The organism is Sphingomonas sp. CCH15-F11 (assembly GCF_001557005.1).
Classification (GTDB): Bacteria; Pseudomonadota; Alphaproteobacteria; order Sphingomonadales; family Sphingomonadaceae; genus Sphingomonas.
The window spans coordinates 1-16489 of record NZ_LSKG01000176.1 but is presented as its reverse complement, the minus strand read 5'-3'; the positions used below and the strand labels follow the sequence as shown (position 1 = coordinate 16489).

At 60.3% G+C, this 16489-nt stretch carries 15 protein-coding genes; 10 read left to right on the top strand and 5 right to left on the bottom strand.

Going from position 1 to position 16489, the window contains the following annotated elements:
• Nucleotides 1-22: 22 nt before the first annotated feature.
• From AX709_RS17320 to cobU, 8 genes are read left to right on the top strand one after another with little or no spacing between them, the layout of a single operon-like run.
• Nucleotides 23-430 (top strand): DUF1636 domain-containing protein, encoded by a 408-nt coding sequence (locus AX709_RS17320; protein ID WP_039330657.1) that lies wholly within the window; start codon nt 23-25, stop codon nt 428-430.
• The gene (gene cobT / locus AX709_RS17315) at nt 427-1443 is read left to right on the top strand and encodes a nicotinate-nucleotide--dimethylbenzimidazole phosphoribosyltransferase (RefSeq protein ID WP_039330659.1); all 1017 of its coding nucleotides are present in this window, start codon (nt 427-429) and stop codon (nt 1441-1443) included. Before AX709_RS17320 ends, cobT begins: the two co-directional genes overlap by 4 nt.
• Nucleotides 1440-2009, top strand: a complete 570-nt coding sequence (locus tag AX709_RS17310; protein ID WP_039330661.1) for a histidine phosphatase family protein — start codon at nt 1440-1442, stop codon at nt 2007-2009. The genes cobT and AX709_RS17310 overlap by 4 nt, the downstream gene beginning before the upstream one ends.
• A gap of 13 nt (nt 2010-2022) precedes the next feature.
• Nucleotides 2023-2739: an adenosylcobinamide-GDP ribazoletransferase gene (gene cobS / locus AX709_RS17305; protein ID WP_039330663.1), complete on the top strand. Its 717-nt coding sequence runs from the start codon at nt 2023-2025 to the stop codon at nt 2737-2739.
• The gene (locus tag AX709_RS17300; protein ID WP_039330665.1) at nt 2736-3725 is read left to right on the top strand and encodes a threonine-phosphate decarboxylase; all 990 of its coding nucleotides are present in this window, start codon (nt 2736-2738) and stop codon (nt 3723-3725) included. Before cobS ends, AX709_RS17300 begins: the two co-directional genes overlap by 4 nt.
• Nucleotides 3718-4671 carry an adenosylcobinamide-phosphate synthase CbiB gene (cbiB, locus tag AX709_RS17295; RefSeq protein WP_039330667.1) on the top strand — a complete coding sequence of 318 codons (954 nt, stop codon included), beginning with the start codon at nt 3718-3720 and terminating at the stop codon, nt 4669-4671. The genes AX709_RS17300 and cbiB overlap by 8 nt, the downstream gene beginning before the upstream one ends.
• A complete protein-coding gene (locus AX709_RS17290) occupies nt 4659-6122 on the top strand; it encodes a cobyric acid synthase (RefSeq protein WP_039330669.1) in 1464 nt (487 codons plus the stop codon). Before cbiB ends, AX709_RS17290 begins: the two co-directional genes overlap by 13 nt.
• A complete protein-coding gene (gene cobU / locus AX709_RS17285; RefSeq protein WP_039330671.1) occupies nt 6115-6621 on the top strand; it encodes a bifunctional adenosylcobinamide kinase/adenosylcobinamide-phosphate guanylyltransferase in 507 nt (168 codons plus the stop codon). The genes AX709_RS17290 and cobU overlap by 8 nt, the downstream gene beginning before the upstream one ends.
• 359 nt (nt 6622-6980) lie before the next feature.
• On the opposite strand, the gene AX709_RS17280 is transcribed toward cobU, so the two are convergent.
• A complete protein-coding gene (locus AX709_RS17280) occupies nt 6981-7991 on the bottom strand; it encodes a site-specific integrase (protein ID WP_230960947.1) in 1011 nt (336 codons plus the stop codon).
• A 193-nt stretch (nt 7992-8184) separates the two neighbouring features.
• On the opposite strand from AX709_RS17280, the gene AX709_RS17275 reads away from it, so the two are divergent.
• Entirely contained in the window at nt 8185-9111 is a 927-nt protein-coding gene (locus AX709_RS17275) for a hypothetical protein (RefSeq protein WP_058803369.1), read from the top strand.
• 5 nt (nt 9112-9116) lie between these two features.
• Here AX709_RS17275 and AX709_RS18430 read toward each other — a convergent pair whose 3' ends face one another.
• From AX709_RS18430 to AX709_RS17260, 4 genes are all read right to left on the bottom strand, one after another.
• Nucleotides 9117-9398, bottom strand: coding sequence for a WGR domain-containing protein (locus AX709_RS18430; protein WP_082660524.1), 282 nt, complete (start codon nt 9396-9398; stop codon nt 9117-9119).
• Between the two features lie 1013 nt (nt 9399-10411).
• Nucleotides 10412-11665 (bottom strand): replication initiator protein A, encoded by a 1254-nt coding sequence (locus AX709_RS17270; protein WP_082660526.1) that lies wholly within the window; start codon nt 11663-11665, stop codon nt 10412-10414.
• Nucleotides 11666-11843: 178 nt separating this feature from the next.
• The gene (locus tag AX709_RS17265; RefSeq protein WP_058803371.1) at nt 11844-12860 is read right to left on the bottom strand and encodes a ParB/RepB/Spo0J family partition protein; all 1017 of its coding nucleotides are present in this window, start codon (nt 12858-12860) and stop codon (nt 11844-11846) included.
• Nucleotides 12857-14056, bottom strand: coding sequence for an AAA family ATPase (locus AX709_RS17260; RefSeq protein WP_058803372.1), 1200 nt, complete (start codon nt 14054-14056; stop codon nt 12857-12859). Before AX709_RS17260 ends, AX709_RS17265 begins: the two co-directional genes overlap by 4 nt.
• Nucleotides 14057-14278: 222 nt before the next feature.
• Here AX709_RS17260 and AX709_RS17255 point away from each other — a divergent pair, with 222 nt between their 5' ends.
• The gene (locus AX709_RS17255; protein WP_066551200.1) at nt 14279-16480 is read left to right on the top strand and encodes a strawberry notch-like NTP hydrolase domain-containing protein; all 2202 of its coding nucleotides are present in this window, start codon (nt 14279-14281) and stop codon (nt 16478-16480) included.
• Nucleotides 16481-16489 lie beyond the last annotated feature (9 nt).

Below are 16489 nucleotides of genomic sequence, written 5' to 3'. Positions count from 1 at the left end.
CCAATCTATGGAGCAAGAAATTATGTTGATCCCCGTCGAGGACGGCCCTGCCGTAGTAGCATGCAACACCTGCCGACACAGCAGCACCGCAAAGGAGGATGACGCCGGTGTGCGTGGTGGCGCGCGTATGGTCGAGGCCCTGCGCGCCGTGCAGGCACGCGATGAACGCTATTCCGGTATCGCGGTGCAGGAAATGCCCTGCTTGTTCGCCTGCAGCGAATTCTGCACGGTCCATCTTCGTGCGCCAGGCAAAGTCGGGTATGTTCTGGGCCGCTTCACTCCCGATGAAGATGCCGCCGCTGCCATCCTCGATTATGCCGTCCATTATGCGCAAAGCGAACATGGCCGGGTTCCGTTCAAGGACTGGCCGCAGGGCGTCAAAGGCCACTTCATCACCCGCACACCGCCGCCGGGCTTTGTCGCGCAATGAGCACGTTTTCTTCCGTCGATGCCTTTGATGCTGCCATTGCCGATATGCCTGCGCCAGATGAAACAGCAATGGCCAGCGCGCGCAACCGGCAGTCGCAACTGACCAAGCCGCCAGGATCCCTGGGACGGCTGGAAGAGATCGCGATCTTCATGGCCGGTTGGCAAGGCCACGAAAGACCCCGGCTGGAACGGGGGCGTGCAGTCGTGTTTGCGGGCAATCATGGCGTCACGGCACGGGGCGTGAGCGCCTTTCCTCCCGAAGTCACCCACCAGATGGTGGCCAATTTTGAAGCAGGTGGCGCTGCCATCAACGCGCTGTGTGCCGCTGCCGGGCTCGATCTTCAGGTGCTGGCGCTGGAGCTTGACCGGCCAACCGCCGATTTCACCTCAGCCCCGGCCATGACCGAAAGCGAATGCCTTGCCGCGCTGTCTTCCGGGGCCGCCATGGTCGAAGCCGGCCTTGATCTCCTTGTCCCTGGCGAGATGGGCATCGGCAACACCACGGCCGCTGCAGCCCTCTGTGCAAAGGCGCTGGGAGGCGGTGCAGGCGAATGGGTCGGCCCGGGAACGGGGCTCGATCCGGCGGGCGTGGCGCGCAAGATCGGTGTAATCGAAGCGGCACTCGTCTTCCATCAGGTTGCACCGTCAACGCCTTTCGAAACCCTGCGGCGTCTGGGCGGGAGGGAAATAGCCGCAATGGCAGGTGCAATTGTCCGTGCAAGGCAACTTCGGGTGCCGGTGCTCCTGGATGGCTTCATCTGCTGCGCTGCCATCGCGCCGATCTTTGCCGCCGAACCTGCAATTGTCGACCATTGCCTGGCAGGGCATTGTTCGGCCGAACCTGGTCACAAACGGTTGCTCGAGCGGTTCGGTCTCGCACCGCTCCTCACTCTGGGCATGCGCCTGGGCGAAGGGAGCGGCGCTGCGGTCGCGGCCCAGATCGTGCGTTCAGCTCTCGCCGCACACAACCAGATGGCCACTTTTGCCGAAGCTGGCGTGGCTGCTGGCGTATGAGCGAGTTTTTCCTGCACCTCATGCGGCATGGCGAGCCCATCCACCCCGGTCTGCTTCTCGGAAGGACCGATGCGCCTACGACGCCCGAGGGCGTCGCATCATGCGTGGCACAGGTCGAGGAACTGTCGTTCCAGTCGATTGTATGTTCCGATCTCCAGCGCTCGGCAGAGGCAGCAAGAGCTATCGCCGATCCAAGAGGGCTGCACCCGATCCTCGACTCACGGTGGCGCGAACTGGACTTCGGCGACTGGGACGGTCTGGCACCCGCTAAGGTCGACAGTGCCGCGATCAGCGCGTTCTGGGACGACCCGGACGCCAATCCGCCACCCGGTGGTGAGCGCTGGTCTGCTCTGGTTTCGCGCGTGGAAGCGGCCTTGGCCGCAATCCCGCCGCAAGACACGCTGGTCGTAACGCATGGCGGAGCAATCCGGGCTGCGCTGGCCAGCCTGTTCGGCTTCGGACAGCGGCAGGTCTGGGCGTTTGACCTTCCCTATGCCGCGCTGATCAGCCTGCGGGTCTGGCCGGGAACGCCGCGCTCAGCCCAGATCGCGGGCCTTTGGACATGAAGCGCCCGATCGCATGAAAGGCTTCCTCATCGCACTCCAGTTCCTCACCCGTTTGCCGACACCCCGGCTCACGGTTTCTGCCGAGGAATTCGCCCAGTCCATGCGCTGGTTTCCAGCTGCTGGGCTGGTGATTGGCCTTATCGTTGCCGGGGCCGCCTGGGTTGGAGCAAGGACCGATCCCTGGACCGGAGCCCTTGCCGCCTTGATCGCCTGGGTTCTCGTCACCGGAGCCCTTCACCTGGACGGTCTGGGAGATATGGCCGATGCCAGCGGCGCGGCCCACAAGGACCGCGAGCGGCTCCTGGCCGTCCTGGCAGATCCGCATGTCGGCAGCTTCGGCGTAACGGCCATCACCATGCAACTGCTGACCAAGCTCGTGCTGCTGCATGGCATGATCGAGCACAGCCAGTTTCTGGCACTGATCTGGGTGCCGGTCGCCGCGCGCATCGCGCCGCTGGCATGGACCTTGTTGCTATCGCCGTTGCACGATGGCCTTGGTGCGCGCTTTCGGGGCGCGATCAGGCCGATCGATCTGGCGCTGTGGGCCGCAGTACTTCTCGCCACCACGGTGGCGTTTCCTGCATTGCTCATTGCGGTTCCTGCTGCGGCACTATGGGGCCTGTGGATCAAGCGCGCTATTGGCGGCATCTCGGGCGATGGACACGGCGCCGGAATTGAACTGATCGAGGCGGCGCTGCTGCTGGCGCTTGTCGTGATGGCGGCCGCATGACCCGCGATCGCTGGACATGGCACGGCGGCGGCCTCTCTGCGGCCCGCGCGCATTTCGGCGACGATGCGCGTGGTTGGATCGATTTTTCCACCGGGATCAATCCGCATGTCTGGCACGGTGCAGGGGCGGTGGAGATCGATTGGCGTGCCCTGCCAGACGAAATGGCCCTGCGCGCGCTGGAGCAAGCGGCCGCCGCCAGCTTCGGGTGTCATGCCGATCATGTCTGCGCGGTGCCAGGCACCGAAGTTGGCCTTCGCCTCGCCGGCAGGGTGCTGGGCGATGACGTCTGCCACGCCGTTCCATCCTATCGCACCCACGGCGAGATGGCGGCCTCCAGCCATCCCGTAACGCTTGGCAATCTGGCGCTGGCCGATGGATCAAGCCTGATCCTTGCCAACCCCAACAACCCGGATGGCGTCCTGCTTTCTCGGGAAGCCTTGAGCGATCTTCTGGTGCGGCGTGGTCGGAAAGGGTGGCTGGTAATCGACGAAGCCTTTGCAGACTGCCACCCCGACCACAGTTTCGCCGACCAAGTTGATGATCGGCACAGACTCCTGATCTTTCGGTCCTTCGGGAAATTCTTTGGCCTCGCCGGATTGCGGCTCGGTTTTGTGCTGGGCCCTCGTCCGATCCTGGCGAGTCTGCGTAAGCAGCTAGGTGCCTGGCCGGTCTCGGCGGCTGCGATCGCCATCGGCACCCGCGCCTATCAGGATATCGCCTGGCAGGACGCGATGCGGGAGCGCCTCATCGCCGAGGCCACCAGCTTCGATCAGCGCTTGGCCTCGTTCGGTTTGTTGGCAAGCGGCGCATGCCCACTCTTCCGGCTGATAACGACGCCGGACGCGTCACACCTGTTTGAACGTCTTGCCCGGGCTGCGATCCTCAGCCGCCCCTTCGCCGATAAACCGGATTGGTTACGCTTTGGCCTGCCCGCCAACGACGAGGCGATGGAGCGTCTCTGTGCCGTGCTCGAAGACCATGGCTGAACCGTTCGCGCTCATGGCCCTGGTGCTGGATGCTGCCATTGGCTGGCCTGGCGCGCTGTATCGCCGTGTCGGACATCCGGTCGGCCTGTTTGCCCGGATCATCAATGCCTGCGAAGGCGCATGGAACCGGCCAACTCACTCAGACGGCATACGCAAGACGCTCGGCGTCATGACCGTTCTGATACTGCTGGTGCTGACAATCGGGGCTGGACTTGGCCTTACCGCGCTCGCCCGGCACCTGCTGGGCTCATGCTGGTGGCTTGGTGCCGCAGCACTGGCCTGGCCCGCTCTGGCCCAACGCAGCCTCTACGATCATGTTCTTCCCATCGCAGTCGCACTGGAGCAGAATGATCTCGAAAGTGCGCGCCATGCCGTCTCCATGATCGTCGGGCGTGATACCGACACCCTTGATCGCGCGGGTGTGGCACGAGCTGCAATCGAAAGTCTGGCCGAAAGCTTTTGCGACGGCATCGCCGCGCCGCTGTTCTGGCTGGTTATCGGCGGCCTGCCCGGCGTCTGGGCCTACAAGGCGATCAATACGGCAGACAGCCTGATCGGCCATAAGGAAGCGCGCTGGCGCGCCTTTGGGTGGGCTGCGGCGCGCACGGACGATGTGATGAACCTGCTGCCGGCTCGGCTTGGCGGCGTCGTGGTATGTCTTGCCGGCGGCGGAGGGTGGGCCACGCTGTGGCGCGATCACCGCCGCCACGCCTCACCCAATGCAGGCTGGACCGAGGCGGCCATGGCGGGCGCGCTAGATCTCGCGCTCGCGGGACCAGTGTCCTACGATGGTGTGACCCATGCCAAGGACTGGATCGGCAGCGGGCGGCGCGATGCTGGCGCTGCTGACGTCAGGCGCGCTTTGCGCATTTATGTCCGCGCCTGCCTGTTGCTCTGGGCCATCGTGGCCGCTCTCACCTGGAAGGATATCGTATGGGCGCTCTGATGTTGCAGGGCACGGGTTCCGATGTCGGGAAATCGGTGCTGGTTGCCGGGCTGTGCCGCGCCCTTGCCAATCGCGGGCTGAGCGTTCGCCCGTTCAAGCCCCAGAACATGTCGAACAATGCTGCGGTTACCGTCGATGGCGGCGAGATCGGCCGCGCCCAGGCTTTGCAGGCTCTAGCATGCCGGGTCGAACCGCACACCGACATGAACCCGGTACTGCTCAAGCCTCAGGCCGACCACACATCGCAATTGGTCGTTCACGGCAAGGTCCGCGGCACGCTGGGCGGTGGCAATTTCCGGCACAAGCGTGGCGAACTGCTGCCCGAGGTCATGGAAAGCTGGCACCGGCTGCAGGCGCAGTGCGATGTCGTCGTGGTTGAAGGCGCCGGCTCGCCGGCGGAGATCAACCTGCGGGCAGGCGACATCGCCAACATGGGCTTTGCCCGTGCTGCCGGTGTGCCAGTCGTGCTGGTCGGCGATATCGATCGCGGCGGCGTCATTGCTGCGCTCGTTGGCACGAGGGCGGTATTGGACCCGGACGACGCGGCGATGATCCGGGGTTTTCTCATCAACAAGTTTCGCGGCGATCCGGCGCTCTTTGCCGACGGTTATCGGCAGATCGAGGCGCTTTCGGGCTGGCGAGGCTATGGCGTGGTGCCCTGGCTGCGCGCCACTGCCCATTTGCCAAGCGAAGATGCGGTCGTGCTTGAACGAACCGCACGCGAAACCGCCGGTCGCCTGAAAATCGCCTGCCCGATCATCCCCCGGATCGCCAATTTTGACGATCTCGATCCGATCAAAGCGGAAAGCTCGGTCGAACTGGTCATGGTACCGCCAGGCCAGCCCATCCCCGGTGATTGTGCGCTGATCGTCCTGCCCGGATCAAAAGCCACGATCGCTGATATGAAGGCGATGCGCGAACAAGGCTGGGACATTGATATCCTTGCGCATCATCGGCGCGGTGGAAAGGTCCTGGGCATCTGCGGCGGCTATCAGATGCTCGGCCGCCGCATCGCCGATCCGGAAGGGATCGAGGGACCACCTGAAGATATCCCCGGTCTGGGTCTGCTGGATGTCGAAACGGTCCTGACCGGAGATAAGGCGCTGCGCCAGGTTGCAGGCACTGCGCTCGATCAAGCCTTCACCGGCTTTGAAATGCACATGGGCGTGACCAGCGGTCCCGATTGCCGTCACCCCTTTGCGCTGCTCGGCGAAGGGCGGCCCGACGGCGCAACCAGTGCAGACAGGCAAGTCACGGGCACTTACGTCCACGGAGCATTTGCCAGCACGGCGCTGCGTTCAGCTCTGCTCGGCATGCTCGGCGCGCAGTCGGACGGGATCGACCATGATGCGAAGGTGGATGACGCGCTCAATGCGATCGCGGCTGAGCTTGAACATCATCTCGATGTGGATGGTTTGTTGAAACTCGCAATGGGGAAAGACGATGCGTAGCCTGTTCGTGATTGGCGGAGCGCGCTCGGGCAAGAGCCGCTATGCACAGGCCAGAGCCGAGGCGACCGGCCTGTCGCCAGTCTTCATCGCTACGGCTCAAGCTTTCGACGAGGAAATGCGCAACCGTATCGTTCGGCACCAGGCGGATCGCGGCGTGGAATGGGAAACGGTCGAGGCCCCCCTTAAACTTGCGGAAGCGATCGAGTTGCATGCCTCACCCGACCGGGTCTTGCTGGTGGACTGCCTCACGCTATGGGTGACCAATCTCCTGATCGGCGATCACGATATCCCGGCGGCAGTCCGCACACTCATTGAGACCATCACGGTTGCGCAAGGGACCCTCATACTCGTCAGCAATGAGGTCGGATTGGGCATCGTCCCGGAAAACCAGTTGGCGCGCCGGTTTCGGGATGAGGCCGGGTTTCTTCATCAACGTGTCGCGGCTTGCGCGAACGAGGTGCAGTTGCTGTGCGCTGGCTTGAATTTGCAGTTCAAATGAAAATGTCCCATTGTATTAATGGCATATTTGGAATTCAAATTGCGCGAGAGCCGGCCAGAAAGACCGCCAGAAGCTGGATCATGGCGCTGCCCATGGCGATGGTTGGCTGCCCGGTTTGGAAGGCGTTCATAACGTTGATGCGGCTTGTCGGGACATCTTTTTCCGCGACGAGAGTGCCTATCTGGTGGCGGAAAACTCTAGACCCAAGCGGTTCAAAGTTGGGTAGCAGTGCAACTTGGCGTCGGACTCTGCTCAAAATCGGTTACATTTCAGACCACCGTCACGGTGTATGTGCGCGCGGTAAGTGTCGCGGTGGCTCCCTTGGTCCTTGGGGCACCGCGTTTCAGCCTGAACCTAGGCTAGAGAAAGCTCTTGCCAGCGTGGTTCTCAAACAAAGCCGCATCTCGGACATAGCCAAGCAGCACCTCCACCTTTTTCTGTCGCGAGACCTCCTGCATTTTTGGCAGTGAAGCACCAGCCTTCGCAGCTTCGGTCAGGAATCCCGATCGAAGCGAGTGCGCCCCGACCGCAGCCGGATCGAGACCGACCTTCTCGGCGTAGCGCTGGATCAGGCGAGCAACCGAGCGATCTGACATGGGCTCCTTCGTCATCAAGCCCTGAGCATCGGTTCGATAGAAAAGGGGCCCCGCCTCCCCTCCCCTGACGCTCAGCCATTCGTTGAGGCGGGGACCGGGCTTGAGCACCTTGCCCGACGGAACTGCGATGACCTGCCCCTCCCCCTCCTGGTCGGTCTTCGAGTGCCGGATCGTCAGCTTGAGCCCTTCGCGCACGAGCTCGAGATCGGCGAGCTGCAGAGCGACCAGCTCCGAGCGCCGAAGTGCTGCTGCAAGGCCCAGCGCCATGACCGCACGGTCACGGATTGCCCTCGGGCTCGATCCTTCTGCAGCCGCAATCATCCGCGCCAGATCGGCCGCCAGAATGGCGCTCTTCTTGCGTGTCGGCCGTGCGCGCTGCTCGCGCCGAATGCCGGCGAGCGTATCGGCGATGACATCGCGGGGATCACGGTGCTGCGGCGCCACGTGCCCCGCCTGCCTGTGGTGCCAGGCAATGGCAGCAAGGTGCCGCCCGATCGTACTGTCCGCCCTCCCCGCTTGAGCCAGTGACGCCAGCCAGGTTGCAACCACCTCGGGCATCGCGGGCATGGGCTCAAGGTCGCGCGTCCAGCACCATTCTTCGAACTGCCGCCAGTCGCTGTCATAGGCGCGGACGGTGTTCGCGGCCTTGGATCGCGCCCTGTAGGAACGGGCGGCCTCGATTTCGGCGGCGAGCTGCGGAGGGATTGCCTGTCCGAGCGAGACGAGGCCCTCATCGATCGGCACCTCAACGATCAGCCCGGTGCCGTCAGCCAAAGCGCCTCTCCTTCATGCTCGATCGCGCCGCTGGTTTCTTCGGCGTTCTGCCCTTGGGAGAGCGGCGGCGTCGCAGCGGATTTGAGGCACTCTATATAGATTGTCGTGTTGTCCGTGAAGGGTTCTTATCGGACAGCAAACCCACCGTACAAGCTGGGTATACTTTTTATGCCATTTATATACTATCTGGCCGATGGTATCCGCCCCAGCACCTTGGCAACTGACGCTTGCCCGCATCGAAGGCGCCCTCCCCTTCATCTCACCCGAGTTGTCCGAATGCCTTGCGCTGGCCTCACTTCGGCGCCTCTGGCGCGTGCATGTGCGCGATTATCCGTTTGATAATCTTGGAATTGAACACAATCCGGGGCTCGAAGCGAGCGAGCTGATGCGCTCGTGGTATTCCGAGGAACGCCGTCAGTTCTTGTCGTGGATTAGCCGGCGAGGACACCCTCCCCTCGCCCATGCTGCCAAGCTGGTCATGGCCGCCAAGAACCACTCTGAAGGGTTCACCGAGACCTATTGGCCCGCCGATCGCGCGCTGGAGCGGCTTGACGCGCTGCTACCAAGCCGTGACCCGATGAGCACCTTGCTTGAATGGCTGACGGAACTGAGAACGGAAGAAATCGACTTTCTCGAAGGCGGCAGCGAGATGGTCCAGGTCGGAGGGTTCGCGGTAACACGTATGGCACCGCGTGGGGCGGCCTGGGCGGCATCGCTCGCTGCTGCCATGCGGCCACACTTGTTTGGGCTGGGCTCGGCGCCAATGGCGCTTGCTGGGGTCATGCCGCGGGCTCTGTTCCGTGAACTTCACGAGGAACCCCTGCCCGTCCTATTAGGCCGTGCGCTTCAGGCTACCGCTGAGAGTGCAGCCGCAGACCTCCGTGCCATGCAAAGGGCTCACCTGCAGGCTGAGGGAGCACTTTCAGGCCTGTACGCCTCCTCGACGGCTCCCCTGGCTTGGCGTCTGGTAGCCGGCATCGGACCTCTCACCCGTGCGGAGCTTGCCAGAGGCCTTGGGGTGACCAAGCGAACCGCTTCACAATCAGTTGCGGCTATGGTGACTGCCAGCATGGTCAGCCTTCGAACTTCCGATGGAGCAATCGTCCCAACGGACACGTGAACGTATCATGGACCCCGGAATACTTCCCGGTAGCAAACGCCAATTCGATGATGTGAGGTCGCTCTGCGACGCAGCAACTGTTCTACGAACTTTGTCGCCCTGCCTGCGTCGGCGAAGGATAAGATGCGTCGCTGTCCACGCGTTCCAATCCGCCCCCACGAGAATTCAACAATCGTGACACCGAACAGGTCCTGGCTTCGAGATATGACGTACCGCCTTGCAACATTGAGATCGGGATCTTTGGCTTCGAGCCAGATCTGACATTCCCTTTGTCCAACCTCTAACATGCGGAGGACTATGCGATAGCCACGTGAAGTTAGGCCAATCGGAAGTTTGAATCACAGGTCCCTGTCGTGATTCACGGAATCGATCTTAAGGCTGTGACCAGCGCTAATCTGCCGAGTTGCCATTCTGGTGGAATGTACGCATCGCACGCAAAGCGGTCATCGTCGAAGGGATATGTCGGCCTTCCTTAATCTTGAATCAAATCAATAACAAATCCGCCGCAGGCGTGAACGTTAGGGGATTTAGATTCTAAGGTTAAGAGGTTACCTGCTCGTGATCAGCCTGCAAACTCCTGATTTCTCGCGAGTCGGGGCGGCTATGCCGAATCTGAAAACACGATGTTCGGTTTCTGATAGCACGACCGCCAGATTCTAATAACACGTCATCTGATGCCCGATCACACGTTCGCCACCTCCCCGCCCTGTTGATAACTTTGAAAGCGCGGCTGTGAGCGTGAGGCCAGAGGATCAGTTAGCGTTCCGATTCACATATGATGCGCCGATCCCAAACTTTCTGATCCCCCATTTGCTCCTAGGCTGAAACGAACGTGTTTTCGGAAATGTGGTATTTCCGGTCGAACGTGTTTTCAGGAATGGTTTTTGGAGGCATTTTCCATCGTCCAGATTGAAGGCCGACCTGTCGGGTTTCTGGATCGCAGTGACTGAAGTGGAGCCTCAGGCGATCTGCCAGCTGGCTTGAGCGCTGCACAGTAGATCGCTGATTTCAGTCAAAGATGGACGGCAGAAGCACGGCTGTAGGGTCTATGCCGGTACTCTTGGGCCTAGTCAGCGATTTATTTACCTGGCGCCGAACGTAGACGCGGTCCTCTGATCGGGCGGGCTAAGCGAAGTGATTCCCGAAAACACGTTCGCTAGCTGCCGTGCATGATGAGACTGTTCTTATTCTTACGATAGATCGCTATGCCTGCGGCAGAGCGTAATCAGGCCTGAAGCCGAGCGGCAGCTCTACCAGCGCGCCGGGCGCCGCTACCAAGTCCTGCAGAAGGTCGCGATCTTCAAAAGCCCGGAAGCGTATGCTTGTTGCGCTCGTGGTGCTTCTTCATGAAGCCGTAGAACCGTTTCGAGTAGTTCCTTGGCAACTCATGCGGATTGCTGTTCAAAAAGGAATCGAATTGCCGCATCAGCACATCGAGATCCCAACCAGGACATTCAGCACGGATGGCCTGATAGATTTCGGGGTCAAGAGTGTCCTGAGCGCCCCCTCCCCTTCGTCGTGACTGAGATTGGCTCGCATTGCTGTCCAATGCCGCTGATGCATCGGCTTGCTGTTCGGGGCGCAAGCTCGCGCTTGTTGTTGCAAGGAGCTTGCGCACGAGGGCAGGATCAACGAATTCCTGCGGAGGGCTGACCTTGGCTGCCTTTTCGGGGGTTGCGCGCTGAATGCGCTGGGGTCTGCTCTCCGTGGCGACAGAGCCACTATGTTCGGTTTTTCCAGAAGGTTTTTCGAGATGGCGACGCATCACCATCTTTAGCTTTGGACGCGGCGTCTCTGCTCCAATGACCTCCAGACTGATATCCGGCAGGTTGTTAGCTCGCGCCAATTCAAGAATCTTGTTCTTGAACGAGGGTAGGGAGCTTTCGCTGCCGCTTTTCTGATGAAGAGTTTCGAAGCCAATCGTGAAACCTTCTGGCCCATTGCCACCAGCGTGCTTGCGAGCTGCGCGGTAGAGCCATTTCCCAAGTCCGCTCGTTATCTCGAAATACAGAGGCGAAATCGCAAGGACATTTCGCTTGTCCATGACCCCGTCGAAGAACCACTTAGAAAGCGTGATTTCCATCCCAAGCGAACGCTGGGTTCGCTCATCAACGAGATGAGTATAGCTATCGATCCACGAAAATGTGGTCTCGCGGGATTTGGAGTTCGCTCGGATGTTCGTCTTGATCGTCGTGGCCTGAAGGCGATCAAGCGCTGCGATCAGTCGCTCATAGGCGCGCCCGCTTACACCCCAGCAGATTCGCTTGAGAAGATCGCCAGGTTGAACACGAATGGTCGGCGACAGGTCATTGTCACCCCGCTCGCGCAATTCGTTGAGGTGGGACGCCAGATAGATCATGATATCTGCATCCCAGATGGTCGCCATCCCATAGGCTGGGTTGGCTGATACATGCACGGTGACCGACTTGTCCGGACTGAGGTACTCAATGGGTTTCAGGCGCTTCTTCTTCGAAAGGCTGAAGAAAGGGCGCTGCATGGTCTCCTGATAGTCCCGCAGCGAGATATCGCTGAAATCAGGCAGCGTGAAGAACATCTCGAACTGCACCCGGCGACCGGAGGAGGACTGATCTTTCTCGCTCACGTTCTTCGCCTAGTAAATCTGCCGCTGTCCCACATGTGGGACAAGTGAGCTAAACATATGAAATAAAACGATAAAAGCCACATTTTCAGAGTGGTAAAGGCATGGCCATAGGTGGGTCCAAAACCCTCCTTCATGGGGCAGGCCTTTTCAGAATCTTCGCCTTCTCAATCAGAGGGCGCAATGCATCAAGGATTTCGTCAGCGCTCAAATCAGTGGGGTTGATCGTTATCGTGAGCCCTCGTGCACGATCCTTTTCGATGACACCAATGGACGATCCTGCGGCTTCGATTACGGCTTTCTGGGCACGGCCAGGCCTGCCCGAAACTGCCTTGAGCAGACGGACAACAACCTGAGGGCCAGAAATTGGCTCTTCGTCTCCGGATTGCCGGAAACTTTGTTCCGCAGCGATTTGCTTTGCTGCTTCCTCCATCCTGGGGCGCAGCGATGGGTTGCGTATGGCTGGAAGAAGCTTGTCACCGTACCGGACCTGAAGTTCCATTGGCGAGGCAAATGCGCTTACGATTGTTTGCGGGATCTCTGTCAGGCCGATGTACCGGGCGAGCGTAGATTTCGAGATCTTCACGCGTTCAGCAAGCCGTGCCTGAAGGCCATCGTAATAGGTGTCGACTGCTGCCTTGTAGTTCAAACCGCGTTCTAAGTCTGAGATATCTTCCCTCTCGCGGTTCTCGATATCAGCAAGGCGGAACGCAGCTTCGTCATCGAGATCTTCGATAATCGCTACGAGCTCGATATCCGGGTAGTGATTGGCGTTGAGCCACGCGACAGCCCAGTGACGCCTTGTGCCAATGATCAGTTCGTACTGCAGCTCACCTTGCTGCTTACGACGCACGACTACTGGGATGCGGTTCCCGTTTTCTGCTTGGATCGACTCAATCAGAGATCGCAAACGGGGTTCGGTGAGCTGTTCGTAATCACGGGCGTTTCCCGGCCAGATCGAACATTCTGCAGGTTTGAGCCGGATGGTCGGGCGCTTGACCATCCGCGCTGCTTCCGTGAAGCCTTCAAGCCGACGTGTTGTGAAATTGCGCGATGCAGTTGCCCCTGCAGCGTCCTTGGCTTCAGAGACGGAAGGCTGGTCAGGGGCAGGGGAGGCGAGGGCCTCGCCAATCAATGAACGACGGCTCACGCTGCAACACTCCCTGCCGTGTCAGATGACCGTCTCGAAATGCTCTTCGACGGCCACTGCTCGTGTATTTCGTTCAGAACTTCTCCGAAGACTGCGTTGAGATTGTCCCGGCAACGCTGGTAGGTTGCGTGCGCAGCTGAAGGCTTGCTTTCATAGATCGACCGGAATGCTTGAGTGGCATTCTTGATTTCCTCAGAAGCCAGAATTGGCTGATTCAGCAGGAAATTGGCATATGTGGCCTTCATCATCTTCCACATGTCGGCTTCACCTGGCTTGCTGGGGGTGTAGGCCGAGCAGACGACGCGAATGAACCCATAATCAACAGGCGTTCCGTGATCCTCGAGGATCTCGATATTCTCGGCGATGGTGTCCATGAAATGGATGGTTGAAAGATAGTCGAGCTGCCTTGCCGGAACCGGGATGAGCATACCTGTTGCGGCGGCCATCACATTGAGGCCCAGGAACCCCATGGCCGGCGGAGGATCGAGCAAGACGACGTCGAAGTCCTTGATGATACTGTCGATGCCAATTCGGAGACGCTGAAGTCCCTCGCGCACTGCTTGTCCGCCCTCCGTCAACGTTGCCGTGAGGTCCCACTCTGCATCCTGCAGGCCAAGGCTTGACGGCACTATTTTGATTGTAGGCCAAGCGGTTTCTCGGATTGCCTTCCTGAAATCATCGAATGTACTGCGAGGCGACAGGAAGTTTCCTAAAGTCTCCTCTTCATCGATAAGTGCTTCGGGCTGGATGTCGAACATAGTTGTCGTTGACGCCTGCGGATCGCAGTCGATCACGAGAACGCTATATCCGTTCAGTGCGAGAAAATCGGCGAAATGCTTGGTAATCGTACTCTTGCCGACGCCGCCCTTGAAATTCTGCACGGCTACTACGACCGCATTCTCATGGGCTAGCTTGCCCGGATGAATGTTCAGCGCCTTGCGAATATGAGTAAGGTCTTCGAGCGTGTAATAGCGACGGCCATTGTTAAGCTGCTTCGGAGGCGCGAGACGTCCCTCCTTCTCTGCCTTGGCAAGCGCTTCAGGCGTTCTTCCGACCAATTCCGCTGCCGCCGTAGGCCCAAACGTGATATCCAGGACCTTGCGTTCATCAGGTTTGAACACCACAGCTTTGACCCGATCGCGCATCATTTCGCAGGATCTGGTCATATTTCGCAGTGTGTTCACGGTGTAGGACATGCGTCTGCCTTTCGATGAATCGCAGTTCTGCGACCCAGTTCGTGTTTTATGATCATTTTCGGCGGTAGAAGTCAAACCGATATCTTCGGGATGGTGCCGGTCCCGAATCCTCGTCGCTGCCGGGCACCCCTTGTCGCATAGCCCGTAGTGATCACGGGCTCATAAACCCGAGGCGAGAGGGAAGGGGGATGACCTGATGCGGTTCAGCATCAGGAGCAGACCGTGACCGACCTATTTGAACAATCCAGCCAGAAGCTGGACGCAGCAATCACCGAAATCCAGAACGCCATCGCCACCGGAATGGCGAACAAACAACGCCTGTTTGAGACGATGAGCCAGCTCTACGGGGAGGGCTCCGCAAACGGCGCCTGGAGCCAGAGGGACGCCTTTGACCTGCTCGAGGCGGCATTGACGCGCCACATGGCCGGACTCCTGAGCAAACCTCAGATGCTGACCCAAATTTCGGAGATCAGCGCGCTTATCGAGGCGCTGCCGACACATACGGTCAGAAGTGAAAACCAGCTCAGGTACCAGCAATTCTCGACGCCCGCTGACCTCGCAGCGCTATCCGTGATTTTGGCGCAGCCGCTTGCAACCGATATCGTTCTTGAGCCGAGCGCCGGACATGGCGCTCTGGTGGCAACTTTGCCCGATGTCCGCGCATTGCATCTCAATGAGATCGATCCGCGCAGGCGGGAGAAGCTGGCTCTGCTGTTCCCCCAGGCCACCACCACGGGGATCGATGGAGCCATGCTGGCATCGCATCTCGACGCTGCTGTGCAGCCCAGCCTGATCCTGATGAACCCGCCGTTTTCCCGCTCAATGGGACGAGGAGCAGACGAGTTCGCGGCTGTGCGTCACCTGCGCGCTGCCATAACGCGGATAGGGCAGGGGGGGCGGATCGTCGCGATCATGCCGGACTGGTTCACGACGAGCGCGAAGCTTGCGAAAATCTACGACGACACCTTCGCCTCTTGCACGGTCCGCACATCAATCCGCCTCGATAAATGCTATCACAAGCAGGGCACTAGCGTGGCTGTGCGCTTGTACGTGATCGACAAGATCCCGGGGCAAACCAGACCAGCAGTTTTGGCGCGGGAAACGGTTGCAGACGTGGCGTCTGCGGTTCCAATCATCAAACGCGTGACAGCCCAGCCCGACTGCGAACCGCGCGCGGTGCCGCCGAAAACAAAGCCGGGCGCGCTCTTCAAAGCCATGCGGGCAACGCCGATCACAAAGCCCGTCAAAGCGAGGGCAGCCCAAGCGCCCAAGATCGAAGCACTGGCGTTCAGTACCCTGGACAAGCCGCGCGTTCTCGGTGAGCAAAGCGGGGTCTACATCCCATACCGGCCAAGCCGGATCGACATTGTTGGTGCACGCGAGCATCCGACGCCGCTCGTCGAAAGCGTGGCCATGGGTTCGATCCCGGCACCGATCCCGGATTATGTCCCGGCGCTGCAGGATCGGGTTTTGCAGGAAAGCCTGCTATCCGAGGCCCAGATCGAAACTGTCATCTATGCTGGGAACGCGTGGCAGCAGTATCTGCCTGGCCAGTTCGTTCCGGCTGAAGAGGGCGTAGGCCTCCAACTCGACGAGCAAGGACGGGCCTATCGCAAAGGCTATTTCCTCGGCGATGGCACGGGGGCAGGGAAGGGCAGGCAGATCGCCGCCTGCATCCTTGATGGATGGCTTGCCGGACGCCGGAAGGCCATCTGGGTATCGAAGAACGAGAGTCTGCTCGAAGACGCGCGCCGCGACTGGAGTGCCATCGGCGGCCTTGCTGCCGACATTCAGCCGCTTTCGAACTGGAAGATCGATCAGGCGGTTCCGTTTCGCGAAGGAATCCTGTTCGTCACTTACCCGACCCTTCGGAGCCAGCGTCAGGATGCCACGCGCCTCAAGCAACTACTGGACTGGGCGGGCGAGGATTTCGACGGTGTCATCGCCTTCGACGAGAGCCACGAGATGGGCGGGGTTGCGGGAGGCGAGGGCGCCCGGGGCACGAAAAGCGGATCCTTGCAGGGCATCGCCGGCGTACTGCTGCAAAACAATTTGCCCAATGCCCGGGTTATCTACGCCTCTGCAACCGGGGCCTCGGAGGTCAACAACCTTGCCTATGCCGTGCGGCTCGGTCTGTGGGGACCGGGCACTGCGTTTGCCAACCGCGAAGATTTCATCAGCCAGATCAGGGCAGGGGGCATCGCAGCGATGGAACTCGTGTCGCGCGACCTCAAGGCACTCGGGCTCTATCAGGCGCGCGCGCTCAGCTTTGCAGGGGTCGAATACGACATCCTGAAGCATGATCTGACCGCCGAGCAGATCGCGGTCTATGATACTTATGCGGATGCCTGGTCGATCTTATGCGCAGCTCGCCATAAGATGCCTTATCGCGAGGAAGCGGTAATGCGGAGGAACGCGGCGTAGTCCTGCAAA

Coding starts and splice junctions, on each gene's coding strand:
- cobT (WP_039330659.1), top strand. CDS start 427: ATGAGCACGTTTTCTTCCGTCGATGCCTTTGATGCTGCCATTGCCGAT.
- AX709_RS18430 (WP_082660524.1), bottom strand. CDS start 9,398: ATGTTAGAGGTTGGACAAAGGGAATGTCAGATCTGGCTCGAAGCCAAA.
- AX709_RS17260 (WP_058803372.1), bottom strand. CDS start 14,056: ATGTCCTACACCGTGAACACACTGCGAAATATGACCAGATCCTGCGAA.
- AX709_RS17320 (WP_039330657.1), top strand. CDS start 23: ATGTTGATCCCCGTCGAGGACGGCCCTGCCGTAGTAGCATGCAACACC.
- AX709_RS17300 (WP_039330665.1), top strand. CDS start 2,736: ATGACCCGCGATCGCTGGACATGGCACGGCGGCGGCCTCTCTGCGGCC.
- AX709_RS17275 (WP_058803369.1), top strand. CDS start 8,185: ATGGTATCCGCCCCAGCACCTTGGCAACTGACGCTTGCCCGCATCGAA.
- AX709_RS17290 (WP_039330669.1), top strand. CDS start 4,659: ATGGGCGCTCTGATGTTGCAGGGCACGGGTTCCGATGTCGGGAAATCG.
- cbiB (WP_039330667.1), top strand. CDS start 3,718: ATGGCTGAACCGTTCGCGCTCATGGCCCTGGTGCTGGATGCTGCCATT.
- cobS (WP_039330663.1), top strand. CDS start 2,023: ATGAAAGGCTTCCTCATCGCACTCCAGTTCCTCACCCGTTTGCCGACA.
- cobU (WP_039330671.1), top strand. CDS start 6,115: ATGCGTAGCCTGTTCGTGATTGGCGGAGCGCGCTCGGGCAAGAGCCGC.
- AX709_RS17270 (WP_082660526.1), bottom strand. CDS start 11,665: ATGTTCTTCACGCTGCCTGATTTCAGCGATATCTCGCTGCGGGACTAT.
- AX709_RS17310 (WP_039330661.1), top strand. CDS start 1,440: ATGAGCGAGTTTTTCCTGCACCTCATGCGGCATGGCGAGCCCATCCAC.